The organism is Blastomonas natatoria, from assembly GCF_003201955.1.
Classification (GTDB): domain Bacteria; phylum Pseudomonadota; class Alphaproteobacteria; order Sphingomonadales; family Sphingomonadaceae; genus Blastomonas; species Blastomonas natatoria.
Genome location: NZ_QJJM01000016.1, coordinates 83,655 through 95,333, shown reverse-complemented (window position 1 = coordinate 95,333; position 11,679 = coordinate 83,655). Strand labels below are relative to the sequence as shown.

Here is an 11,679-nt window from a genome sequence, read left to right as displayed (position 1 = left end):
GGCAACCGCCTGGCTGTTCATCGCCTCAATCCAGCTCCTCGCACGCCGCATCGCAAGAGCCTGAAATCCAACGCGATAGTTTTGAATCAGACTCTGAGAGTTCACGGCCACTTATAGTAAATCTAAGCGTCGACCCTGAAACCTCGGCATAGGGAGGGGCGGTATCATAGCTGTTTGGACGCATGTTAAAAATTTCTTCTTCGCCTTCAAAAGGAAGAACGAAGTCATAGGCGACACCAGGCACACGAATTGCACGCTTATCACGCGCACGAGGATCATTCCTATTCGGCTTCGGCTTGATGCGTGGATAGTCATGACGTCCGGAATGAGCCTCTCGGGAGCCGCTGGATGGTCTATCAAAACTACTGGGTTGGCCTCGATGCCGGTCATCTCGAAACCGCGGTCTGCCTGGTGGACACTGACGGACAGATCATTTTCGAGGCTATTTGCGAGACGAAATCTGGGCCCATCAGGGACATCCTGCGGAGGCACGGGGTCGAAGCCGTCCAACGCGTCACGATTGAAGCAGGAAATGGCACCCAAATGGTGCGTGAACTCATGGCGCGCTCAATAGCCAGTGGACCAGCCTTGTCGACAGCATAGGCACGGTATTCGGCCGCCAACTCTATCCCAATCAGACCGCGGCGCTCGCCAAGGCCAAGCTGTTTGCCGACCTGCCTGTCGCCTATCAGTACCTCACGGGGGTGTCAGCCAATGCGACCGACATCTTCAAGCAGACGCTCACCATCAATGCGATGGGCCAGGCGATGCATTCCATGTCTGCGGCAACCGGTGCCGGGAATGTCGATGTCTATGCGCAGACCCGCGCCGACATCCAGACTGAGCGGACCTATGGCTCGATTGCCAGCAACGCGATGAAATGGGGTCGCGCTCAGTCCAATCACGGGGGGCTCGGTTTCACGCTCACTTTCCCCCCCGATCTGAACGTCGAGCCATCTGAGCAACGAGCTATAGCTAGGTGCGATTGCATGGTGGCATTCATCAATCACGACGACGCCAGGTTTTGCCAGCCAAGACAGGTGAGCAATTTCCAGACGCGCATTCAAAGTCTGGATACTGGCGACAACAACAACCGGTTCATTGCCCTCCGGCGGAGCCGGATTACCTTGTCCGCCCCAAAGCCTGACAATACGAAGATCTTCGCCGGGGGTACCGACGTTCACCCACAGCTGACGGAAGCATTGCACTGCTTGCTCACACAGCTCGTCGGTCTGCGCCACCCATAGCGCAGTTCGCTTCTCAGAGTTGTTCAGGATCAGTTTGACGACCGCTTCGGCGGCAACACGAGTTTTGCCACCGCCGGTTGGTAAACTGACAACCGCACGGCGGCGTCCTGATCTTGAAACCAGCAGCTCCCTCAGGCCTTCCAGGATTTCGTCCTGATAATCATGAAGGTCGGGCAGATCGATTGGCCTGCCTGCTCGAGCTGCCGCCGCCAGCGATAGATCTGACCAGGTCGAACATCGGCCAGACGGGAAATCTCCGCAACGTTCGCCCCGGGCGCTGAAATCGCCGACACCAGCGCATGCTTCTGCTCATCTGACCAGTACCGGCGGCGCTGAACGCCAGAAAATACCGTCACCTGACCCATCGCACCGTCTCTAACACCGGTGCAAGCACCAGCGCTTGCACCGGTGCCTTCTCGGCACGTCAGCAAATCAGCGCAAGGCGGCCCTCACCGCAGGGTTACCCTTGGGTGGTGCGGGTTTCGGGGTCGCGAGCGATGCGGCCAACGAGGATAACGAGATTGGTCATGGGCTTTCTCCTGATCGAGCATTCCGGGTCCATCCCGGCTGCAAACCCGACTAGGAAGCGCCCATGGCGAAGCGCACCGAAGGGAAACCTCGATCTGGTTCGGGCGGCGCGGGCAGCCGGGCACGCAGCATGACGTGACCGGCAACTCGGCCGGACCTGATCGGGGTTGCGCGTCTCGACAGGGGTGCTTCAGGGAAGGTTTGTATCGAAGCCGGGTGGAGCCGGATGCCTTGAACAGGTTTGCCCTGCCCTTGCCGCCGACGACCTTGGCCTGATTGATTTTGCACCCGAGCCCAACGAGTGGTCTCTATCTTTGATGGTGGTAATGACTTTTTCCGCACGGAAACGGGTGCACTTACTGACGCAATTGGGACGGCAGGAGCGGCATTCTCATCGTGCCAGCGGAGCGCCTTCCCGACGATGCCAAAGCTGAATGAGGGCCTGCGTTCAGGCCATGTTTGCCGTCGTCCACCCTTCCAAAGGAAAGAACCAATGCGGCCTGATGCAAGCGCATTGGAAGACCATTGACGATAGGCAGGCTCCCACCATCGCAAGCATCAGCGATCCTTAGACCTGACTACTAAGGCCGGTCGGCCTTGTTGTTCGAACGGGCCTTATCGTCATCGCCGGGAGCCGGTTTTTCTGTCGCTGCGTCCTCGCGACTGCGTGAGGCATGGCCTCCGTGGACAGGAGCAACCGGAATAATAATCGGCGGAATTCCCTCATTCTTCTTGGCCATGGAGCCCTCCATCTTACTTCATTGCGATGCTCACGCGATGAAGCGCTCACGGACCGTCGGCGTCAAGCGGTTACGGCGTGATCTGGCAGAGCGATGTCCCTTTGCGCTTTGGCTTTCAGTCAGATCTAGGTTCAGGTACTCATGGCATGTAAGGGGGTATTCGATCCCCAATCAAGATCCATGTCGCACAGGATTGAGACCTGATATCCGCTGGCGACATGCTTGACCGCTCACCCGGGCGGTGCCTTCGGCGATGTGCCAAGCGGGCCACGGCGATCGACAACGGTGATCCGCCGAGCCTTGGCCTCGATCACCAGACGTTCAAGGACGCCGTTACCGGGAAAGGCTACGACGTAGCGCGGGTCGAGCGAGAGCATCAACGCGCGCGCCATCCCAGTGGTAGTCGAAGATCGCGCGCATGGGCGCTAGCCGCGTAGATCAGAGTCTCTGCCTGAGCAGCGGACAGCAGCCCTTTGGCAATCAGCCCGTCGGGCAGCTGCGGCACGGCTTCGGGCATCGGCGCTGCGATCGACCCCATAGCGACGGACTCGACGAGCGGCGTCGGATGCGCGGCCGCGCCATCGATAACGATCCTGCTTGAACGATAGGGCAGATAATGACCGACCTGAGGGGCAAGCGGCGCAGGAGTTTCGAGCGACTGGTAGGTGAGCGACCCGATGGCGGAGGCTGAAGGAGTGATCCTAGCTGGTGTCGGCAGCGGCCTGCGCGGCGCGGCCACCAGACGAAATGGAGCACGAGCCGGAAGGCTAGATTTCTCGGGAGCGGCCTCCAGGCTGGCGCGAGCCGGTAAAGCATCGACAAGATAGGCCAGCTGGCGCAAGTCGTTGGTGCGGACAGCGACAGGCTCGTTGCCGCCTTCCACCTTGTCGAGAACCAGAAGCCGCGTGGTGATCCCGGTGCCGCTCTTGATGAATGCGCGTTCGACTGCGGCATTGAGCCGCAGCCCAACTGGCCCCTTCACGCCGGCTAGAAACCTCCCGCAGTCGAACCATTCGGGCATGATCGCGACAAGCCTTCCGCCGGGGGCAAGCCGGTTCCACGCGGAGCGCAGATGCCTCGCCCCTGTGCGACCATCGTGGCCCCGCTCGATGCCGTGAGAATAGGGCGGGTTCATGAGCACGGCGCTTGGGACGACAGCCGGATCGAGCAACTCGTCGATCAGCTCGGCATCATGTCCGGTCACGCGGGCAGCCGGGAACGCCGCAGTCAAGCAGTCGCGGCGCAGCGGCGAAATTTCATTCAAGGCAAGGCGCGTGCCGGCTTTGGTAGCCCAAACCGCGAGCATGCCCGTACCGGCTGAGGGTTCCAGCACAAGCTCGTCAGTTGCCAGCGCGCAAGCGCGGGCAGCGAGCCAAGCAAGGCGCGGCGGCGTTGCGAACTGCTGCCATTCGATCTGCTCGTCGCTGCGATTGCTCTGGGTCGGAAGCCGGGCATCGAGGGAGCAGAAGAACTGTTCCGCCTCGTCGATCGGGCTCGAGAGCTGGATCTGATCCGAGGCTTTCAAGTATTGAACCTGTGCCAGCTCAAGAGCTGCGTGAGCGTCACGAACGGACCAACGTCCGAGAGCATCGCTGCCACCGAAGTGCTCAGTCATGATACGCGTCACGTGGCCGCGTGACAGCGCGCGGCCTGCAGCAAGCTCAGAAGCCATGGCTTGAGCCGCCATCACAACGACGGGCGGTGATGGTTCATCGAATGCAAAGGCGAGGGAAAAATTTGACATGGGAACCTCCTGACGAGGTCCTGCGGCGAGCAGGCCTCAATCAGTCGAAGGCCCCCTTCCCTCTGCCCGATGGATCAGGTTTTCGGGCATGCCGGGACTTTAGCTCATCGTTCCAGTCAAAACCGGGTGAGGCTGGCGCTCGTAAATGTATGACACGATTGGGCGCAGCGTAGGCCTTCAGCGCTCGCTGCTCCGCAAGAGCGCCCCCGGCGTCATTGTCGATAAACAAGTAGAGCTCGCGCACGCTCTCCGGGATCGAAACAAGACCGAAACGCTCGTTCCCAAGTGTTGCCCAGCACGGGATCCCGAACAACTGCATTGCGGAAAGTGCGCTCTCGATACCTTCGGCGAGCCCCAGACGCCCCTGCACTGGAGTCGCAATCCTGACAGCACCACAGCCAAGGCTGCCCAGCGCGCGCTTCGGCCGCTCGAAACCGGCCAACTTGCCGCTGGGCAGGTCGAGAAATGTCCTGTGTATTGCGAGTATGCCAATGTCAGTCGTGACCGCCGCCAACATCGCAGGGAGAAATTTGACCGCCCCGCGCGGCCCAAGCGGCGTACGTTCCAGGTAACGGAACTGGTCTGATGCGTGCTGGAAACCGCGCTGCACGAGGTATCTTTCGGCAGGGCTGCCGGAGATCGCCGTCGCCGAGTGCCACAAACGCCGTGCGTTGGAATTGAAGTCTCTTTTTTCCTGCGGATCAGCGGCCACCGCGCCAGAGCCATCGAACAGGTCACGACTGCGAACACCTTGGCGGTCCAGTGCTGCGATGACTTCCTCATTCGAGCATCCTGCGAAGCAATGAAACAGGATCGCCTTTCGGCCCAGCGTCACGCTCAACGAAGGAGTTCGGTCGTCATGCGCTGGGCAGCAACACATGCCTTTGCCATGACGCCATGTTCCGTTGAGGCGTTCGACAATCGTGCGGGCGCGGCGTTCGAGTTGATGAGCATTCTTTAGCTGGGGCATCGACCTACTCCGATAGAGGTGCCTTCCCCGTGCAGCCTCCGCTCTGCACCAGCGCTAAACCATTTTCCTACGCTCTATGTTCTTTATATGTTCTCACGCGATTCGACTACAGAAAGATCGAGAGATGACGAAAAGAGCTCTACTGTTGGGTGGCATTGCCATCGCATCAGCCATGCCTGCGAATGCCCAGGAATTGCCGATGCCAGCATTAGTTGACGTCCCCGCCAGCTATTCCGACGGCATCAGGATTGCCGAAGCATCAAACGGCTTCCAGCTGGTCGAGCATGGGCTCTGGCAATCCGTGCAGGTCGCCCCAGCACCGAGCGTGACCGTGGGAGACAATGGCTGGGTCAACGTGCCATCTGAATACGAACGCAAGGAGAAGACTGGCCCATCCGGGTTCCGACGGGCGAGCTATCTGCCCCACATATATGCGGCAGAAGCCAAGTATTCTTTGCCCACTGGCCTGCTCGACGCACTCGTTTGGACCGAGTCCCGCTACAATCCGCTCGCCGTCAGCCCAGCAGGCGCGGCTGGCCTTGGTCAGCTGATGCCAGCAACCGCAAAAGAGCTCGGTGTCTCGAATCGATTTGAGCCCATGGCCAATATCTTCGGCGCGGCGCGGTATCTGAGGCAGATGCTCGACAAGTTCGGAGTGGTTCACCTCGCTTTGGCGGCCTATAATGCCGGCCCAGGTGCAGTCGAACGTGCGGGCGGTATACCTCGGAATGGCGAGACGCCCAGATATGTCCGCGATGTGCTTCGCCATTGGCGTTCTTAGCGATTGCTCCGAATCGCAGAGCGTCCTTCGAGATGAGAGTTTCCCGTTCATCCCAGCTGTCGCGCGTCAGCTAAGGTAAGCAGTTCTCACCCGGCCTTACGTGCCCATTCTTGCTGGACGGTCGTGACTGAGGGAATTGGAGCATCGAAGCGTAAATTCGACACTCGCAAGCATTCCCGTGACAGGCAAATCTGAAGTATGGCTCTTCCAGCCATTTTCCGGGCTAGCTGTACCCACCCTCACTCCAGCGGCGCAATGTTGCCCGCATCAGCTGCGACGCCATTGCAGTAGCGCCCCCACGCATCCATCAACTTCACCCGCATGCCCGGTTGGTCGGGCGTGCCGAGATAGGTTGTGCGGCGATAGGCGGCCTGCACAGCGTCGGGCGTCTTGTGCGCCAGTGCTGCTTCGACCACGGCATCGGGGAAGCCTTCGTTGGCGGCCCAATCGGTGAACGTAGAGCGGAAGCCGTGGACGTGGTAGGGTTCGCACATGTCGCGCATCACCTTGAGCAGCGTCATGTTGGACATCTCCTTGCCGGTCATGCCGGGGAAGACCACTTCGGCTCCTTCAAGACGCATCGCATCCGCCTTTGCGAGCACCGCCAGAGCCGCGTCTGAGAGCGGCACGATATGCGCCCGGCTGCGTTTCATGTGCTCGGCTGGGATCGTCCAGAGGCGCTGTCCCAGATCGAATTCTTCCCATGTCGCAAGCCGCACCTCCTGCGAGCGAACGCCTGTCAGAATGAGAAGATCGAGCGCCAGACGCGTGTAGGTAGGCTTGCGCCGCAAGGCGATCATGAAACCGGGTATCGCGACATAGGGCATGGCCTTGCGGTTATCCGCCTGCTTCACCTGTCGCGGAAGGCCCCTGCCCGCTTTCAGGCTGCCATTGCCCGATGGGGCCTCGCGCGAGCGCCAGCCTTTGGCATGGGAATAGTCGAGCACGGTGCAAATCCGGTTGCGCACCTGACGGGCGGTTTCTGGGATTTCCTGCCAGATCGGCGTCAGCACGGTGATGATATCGGCGCTGGTGATACTACCAGTCGGCTTGTCACCCAGTTTCGGGAAGGCGTAGTTTTCCAAAGTGGCGAGCCACTGGCGCGCATAGACCGTGCTTTTCCAGCCCGCCTCGTTCTCGGAGTGGTACTGGATCGCGGCTGCGCGGAACGTCACTTTGGCGGCGGCATCGTCTTTCTTCTCCGCCAGAACATCGCGCTGATCGACCTTGATCGCTCGGCGCAGTTCGGCGGCTTTGTGACGCGCGTCCGCCAGGGTCAGGAGCTTGGCGCTGCCGATTCCGATGTCCCGTCGCTTGCCATCCTGCTGGACGCGAAGATTCCAGTAAGCACCGCCGCGCTTGTCCACTTTGAGAAACAGCCCGTCCCCGTCCTGATAGGTGCCGGGATTCGCCAAGGCTGCCTTGACCGCAACTGCTGTGAGTTTGCCCATAATCTACCCCCACATTCTTTACCCCCACACCGGGGTAGTCGAAGTGTGGGGGTAACCCATTTTACCCCCACATTACCCCCACACTAGGCTCCGGCTGCATGCAAACGGGAGCGGCTTTTTGCGGATGAGTAAGGGCAAAATACCCTAGGAAATCCGGGATTTCTATGGGGTTTTGCGGAAGCCTGCGGATAAGGGGTTGGTGGACAGGGCTGGATTCGAACCAGCGTACGCTCTCGCGGGCAGATTTACAGTCTGCTGCCATTAACCACTCGGCCACCTGTCCACACATAGAAACCCTAGTGCGATGGGCCCCGTTGAAGGCCCGTCTTGCCGAGAGGCGGTCCCTTGAACAATTCGCGCTTGCCTGTCAATGGCGACAGGACGAAAAGCTGAAAACTATCAACACCGGCGTCCCCCCACGCCCAGGAAAGACAACAGAGCATGGCAAAACGCGGCGCACGCAACCGGAACCGCAAGGCGGGACTCGAAGGCGGCAAGTTCCCGCGATTCTGGGGGACCCATGCCTGCGAGGCGGCATTCAACAATCCCGAGCGGCAGATTCGCTGGATTCGCGGGACGCGGGAGGCCCTGGCACAGTTCGATCTGCCGTCCGGCATTCCGGTCGAATTTGCCGATGTCGCCGATCTCGCGCGCCTCGTCGCGCGCGATGCGCCGCACCAGGGAATCGTGATCGAGGTCGAGCCGCTCGACGACATGCTGCTGGACGACGTGCTCTCGGGCGATCCGCTGCGCCCACTGGTGGTGCTCGATCAGGTCACCGATCCGCACAATGTCGGCGCAATCTTCCGCTCGGCCGCTGCCTTCGATGCGGCAGCGATCATCACGCAGGATCGGCATGCGCCGCCCGAATCAGGCACGGTGGCCAAGGCGGCGTCCGGCGCGCTTGAAGTGGTGCCCTGGGTGCGCGTGGTCAATCTTTCGCGCGCGCTCGAGGAAATGGCCGAGGCGGGCTATTGGCGGATAGGCCTTGCAGGCGAAGCCGAAGACACATTGGCCCAGGTCCTGGGTGCAGGGCCGGTCGCCCTGGTGCTGGGGGCAGAAGGCGAAGGCCTGCGCCACAATGTTGCAGGCCATTGCGACGTTCTCGCCCGGCTGCCGATCAGCAGCGCGATGGAGAGCCTGAACGTTTCGAACGCAGCGGCGATTTCACTGTACGCGATCCGGATGGACCGGGGGGAAGGTTGATGCGCATGCGGGGGCTTGTCGGAATGCGGATGATGGCGGTCGCGGCTGTTGCCTTGATGCTGACCGGCTGTCTGCTCTTTCCGGGCAAGTTTGCTGCTGACATGACCGTCATGCGCGGGGGCGGCTTTTCCTTCGCCTACAAGGGCGACATCCACCTGCTCGGCCTGTCGCAACTGATCGCGATGGGCGCAGCGCTCGATGACAAGGGTGCTGAGTTCACGCCCGGCCCCTGTTACGGCGAGCCTGCCGAAGTCGATGCCGCCGTGCTGAAGACCGCGTTCGCGCAAGATGAGGAAGGCTGGGCCGAAGAAGCGCTCGAGCGCGAATGCACACCTTCCGAGATCGAAACACAGAAACAGGCCTGGGATGACCAGCGCGCCGCCAAGAAGGCCGAAGACGCCAAGAACATCGAGATCGCCAAGGCGCTGCTGGGTGGGATCGACCCCACCTCGCCCGACGCCATTGACGAGTTCATTGTACGGATCAAGAAGCAGAAGGGCTGGCGCGAGGTCATCCACAAGGGCGATGGCCTGTTCAGCGTAGATTATGCCGTGTCGGGCCGGATCGACCAGGATTACAGCTTTCCGACCATCGAGCGCGTCCAGGGCATCAGCCCTTTCGTGGTAGCGACCGCGCGCACCAACAATGCCGTGCGTATCGATGCGCCCGCCTTTATCGGTGCGGGGCAGAGCAGTCTTCTGGGCGGCAACATGGGCGGACTGATGTCCCTCTTCGCCGCGATCGGCGCGTCCAGTGATGGCCCGGAAGGAAAGCTGCTTGCCAGCATGCCCAAGGCTGAAGGATCCTTCACCATCCGCACCGACGGCGAAATCCTGACCAACAATACCGAAGATGGACCCAGCGGTTCGGGAGCGCTGCGCGTGCTCGAATGGAAGGTCAATGCCCGCCGCGACCGGGCACCCGAAGCGCTGATCATGCTCAACCCGGCCTGAGCAAGGGGCCGGAAACGGAACGTTCGGGTCGCAACTCGAAAGGACCGAGACATGACATTCCTACGTCTGATAGGCGCGCTCGCCGCGCCGCTGCTGCTGACCGGGTGCCTGCTTTCGCCCGGCAAGTTCGGCTCGACACTCGATCTGAAGCGCGATGGCAGCTTCACTTTCACCTATGTCGGCGAGATCGTGGTGACCGACATGACGCCGCCGTCTGCCGAATTTTCCGCCAGCCCGTGCTTCAGCGAGGAAACCGGCGGCGAACGCGCGTGCACCGAGGCGGAACTGGCACAGCAGCGCAAGGATTTCGACGAAGCCCAGGCCAACGGCAACGGAGACGCTGGCATGGCCGCAAGCGCGATGACCGGCGGCATGGGCAACCTTGATGATGACGAGAGCATCGCCGAATTTGTCGAGCAGCTCAGGAAGCAGCAGGGCTGGAACAAGGTCAGCTATCGCGGCAACCGGATCATCGATGTCGAATATGCGATCACCGGCACCACGGCGCATGGCTTTTCCTTTCCGATGGTGGATGGCGGCAATGCCATCATGCCCTTCATCACGGTCATCAAGCGCAAGGATGGCAGCGTGAAAGTGTCTGCACCTGCCTATTCGGGTGAACCATCCGGAGGAGACATGGGCGCTCTGGGCGCGATCACGAGCGCTGGCGACGCCGGTGGCAAGCCGCCCCAGCCCAAGCCCCAGGGCATTTTCACGCTCACCACCGACGGTCGGATACTGACCAACAACACCGAGGATGGTCCCGCCATGTCGGGCACCGGTTCGACACTGAAATGGGTGGTGAACGCGCGCCTCAAGAAGGGCCCCGAGGCGCTGATCGGCCTTGCCGGTCAGTGATCGTTCGCGTAGCGGTCATCGCATGAGCGGACCGCTACACGCAATCCGGGCGCTGACAGCGCTGGGCCTGTTCACCCTGTCAGGCTGCATCGAGCGCCCCACCGAGGAAATGCTGAGGCCGCCAGCGGGACTTGAACGGATCATCGCGGCCATGGGTAGTCGATCCGCTGGCGAGATAGCCGATCAGGCGCAGCGGGAAACGCAGCAACTTGTGCGGCGCTCGGCCAGTATGACTGCACCGGTTCTGGCGCGGGCCATCCGGCATGGCGAAGGCCAGGCTGCGCGGGCGGGCAGCCGACCGCTGCCTGTTGCCATGCAGGAACTGCTCGCCCCCCATTTTGCCAGTGACATCCTGTCGACGACGCGCTGGACAATAGGTCGGGGGCGCGTCGACCTTGGCACCGTCATCACCGAACAGTTCATGGATGAAGGAGCGATTGCGCTGAACCGCCAGATCGTCTTTTCCAGCGAGCGGCTGACCGGGAATGTGTGGATGTGGGCGCACGAACTGGCGCATGTCGAGCAATATCGGCGGCTGGGCGTCAACGGTTTTGCTGCGGCCTATATCGCCGACTGGCGTGCGATCGAGCGCGAGGCAACGCAGCGTGCGAACAAGGTGACAGCGGCCATCCGCAAGGCCAGCTGATCATCAAAAGAAAAGGCGGCGCAATCTGCACCGCCTTTCCGTCATGTAAGCATCTCAACCGGGCAGGGTAGGATTGCGACCCCTTCCCGCTCAAAACCCGCAAAAAGGCTCCGTCTGGACAACGGAGCCGCGCGATCAGTTGACCGCGTCCTTCAGGCCCTTGCCGGCCTTGAACTTGGGTTGGGTCGATGCCTTGATTTCCATCTTTTCGCCGGTGCGCGGATTGCGGCCGGTCGATGCCTTGCGCTTGCTGACAGAGAAGGTGCCGAAACCGACAAGGCGAACTTCACTGCCCTTGGCGAGCGCGCCACTGATCGAATCGAACACTGCTTCGACCGCCTTGCTTGCATCCGCCTTGGTAATACCGGCCTGCTCAGAAACAGCCGAAATAAGATCATTCTTGTTCATGCCGTGGGAACCCCCTGATTTTTGTTGAATCTTGCTGAATCGCGGCTTTGAGGAGGCCAAGTAAGAACCGATTTGGCTGGAGTGTCAAAGGGAAAAGCGCGCATTTCCGGGCGTTTTGTCGCAATGTTACCGTAATGCGCGCGGCCA

The 11,679-nt window shown here is 61.0% G+C and carries 12 protein-coding genes, 1 tRNA gene and 3 pseudogenes; 7 read left to right on the top strand and 9 right to left on the bottom strand.

Translation table 11 applies throughout. From position 1 onward, the window contains the following. Positions 1-348: 348 nt before the first annotated feature. Positions 349-603, top strand: coding sequence for a hypothetical protein (locus C7451_RS17060; RefSeq protein WP_110300097.1), 255 nt, complete (start codon positions 349-351; stop codon positions 601-603). After that, a pseudogene (locus C7451_RS17055) lies at positions 558-884 on the top strand (conjugal transfer protein TraG N-terminal domain-containing protein); the annotation flags it as partial. The gene C7451_RS17060 and the pseudogene C7451_RS17055, both read left to right, overlap by 46 nt. A 54-nt stretch (positions 885-938) precedes the next feature. On the opposite strand, the pseudogene C7451_RS17050 reads toward C7451_RS17055, so the two are convergent. From C7451_RS17050 to C7451_RS17025, 6 genes and pseudogenes are all read right to left on the bottom strand, one after another. Next, positions 939-1,370: pseudogene (locus C7451_RS17050) on the bottom strand (DEAD/DEAH box helicase); the annotation flags it as partial. An 8-nt stretch (positions 1,371-1,378) separates the two neighbouring features. Next, a complete protein-coding gene (locus C7451_RS17045) occupies positions 1,379-1,612 on the bottom strand; it encodes a transposase (RefSeq protein WP_244182002.1) in 234 nt (77 codons plus the stop codon). A gap of 744 nt (positions 1,613-2,356) precedes the next feature. Beyond that, positions 2,357-2,515: a hypothetical protein gene (locus C7451_RS20045; RefSeq protein ID WP_167398594.1), complete on the bottom strand. Its 159-nt coding sequence runs from the start codon at positions 2,513-2,515 to the stop codon at positions 2,357-2,359. A 230-nt stretch (positions 2,516-2,745) separates the two neighbouring features. Further along, positions 2,746-2,892 (bottom strand): annotated as a pseudogene (locus C7451_RS17035) (chromosome segregation ATPase); the annotation flags it as partial. Beyond that, positions 2,892-4,040: a strawberry notch-like NTP hydrolase domain-containing protein gene (locus C7451_RS17030; protein WP_425266505.1), complete on the bottom strand. Its 1,149-nt coding sequence runs from the start codon at positions 4,038-4,040 to the stop codon at positions 2,892-2,894. The pseudogene C7451_RS17035 and the gene C7451_RS17030, both read right to left, overlap by 1 nt. 259 nt (positions 4,041-4,299) lie before the next feature. Next, positions 4,300-5,229 (bottom strand): DUF7146 domain-containing protein, encoded by a 930-nt coding sequence (locus C7451_RS17025; protein WP_110300096.1) that lies wholly within the window; start codon positions 5,227-5,229, stop codon positions 4,300-4,302. 124 nt (positions 5,230-5,353) lie between these two features. Between C7451_RS17025 and C7451_RS17020 the strand changes: the two genes are divergently transcribed. After that, a complete protein-coding gene (locus tag C7451_RS17020; protein ID WP_110300095.1) occupies positions 5,354-6,010 on the top strand; it encodes a lytic transglycosylase domain-containing protein in 657 nt (218 codons plus the stop codon). A gap of 239 nt (positions 6,011-6,249) precedes the next feature. Here the strand turns inward: C7451_RS17020 and C7451_RS17015 are convergent, their stop codons facing one another. Both C7451_RS17015 and C7451_RS17010 read right to left on the bottom strand, forming a co-directional pair. Continuing rightward, positions 6,250-7,461, bottom strand: a complete 1,212-nt coding sequence (locus C7451_RS17015) for a tyrosine-type recombinase/integrase (RefSeq protein WP_110300094.1) — start codon at positions 7,459-7,461, stop codon at positions 6,250-6,252. A 197-nt stretch (positions 7,462-7,658) separates the two neighbouring features. Continuing rightward, positions 7,659-7,744, bottom strand: a tRNA-Tyr gene (locus tag C7451_RS17010). Between the two features lie 158 nt (positions 7,745-7,902). On the opposite strand from C7451_RS17010, the gene rlmB reads away from it, so the two are divergent. From rlmB to C7451_RS16990, 4 genes are read left to right on the top strand one after another with little or no spacing between them, the layout of a single operon-like run. Next, positions 7,903-8,667, top strand: coding sequence for a 23S rRNA (guanosine(2251)-2'-O)-methyltransferase RlmB (gene rlmB, locus C7451_RS17005; RefSeq protein ID WP_110300093.1), 765 nt, complete (start codon positions 7,903-7,905; stop codon positions 8,665-8,667). A 5-nt stretch (positions 8,668-8,672) separates the two neighbouring features. Then, positions 8,673-9,620, top strand: a complete 948-nt coding sequence (locus C7451_RS17000) for a hypothetical protein (protein WP_146215399.1) — start codon at positions 8,673-8,675, stop codon at positions 9,618-9,620. Between the two features lie 51 nt (positions 9,621-9,671). Then, on the top strand, positions 9,672-10,478 hold the full coding sequence (locus C7451_RS16995) for a hypothetical protein (RefSeq protein ID WP_110300091.1): 807 nt from the start codon (positions 9,672-9,674) through the stop codon (positions 10,476-10,478). Between the two features lie 22 nt (positions 10,479-10,500). Further along, positions 10,501-11,124, top strand: coding sequence for an eCIS core domain-containing protein (locus tag C7451_RS16990; RefSeq protein WP_110300090.1), 624 nt, complete (start codon positions 10,501-10,503; stop codon positions 11,122-11,124). Between the two features lie 135 nt (positions 11,125-11,259). On the opposite strand, the gene C7451_RS16985 is transcribed toward C7451_RS16990, so the two are convergent. Next, positions 11,260-11,532, bottom strand: coding sequence for an HU family DNA-binding protein (locus tag C7451_RS16985; RefSeq protein WP_017671429.1), 273 nt, complete (start codon positions 11,530-11,532; stop codon positions 11,260-11,262). Positions 11,533-11,679: the final 147 nt, after the last annotated feature.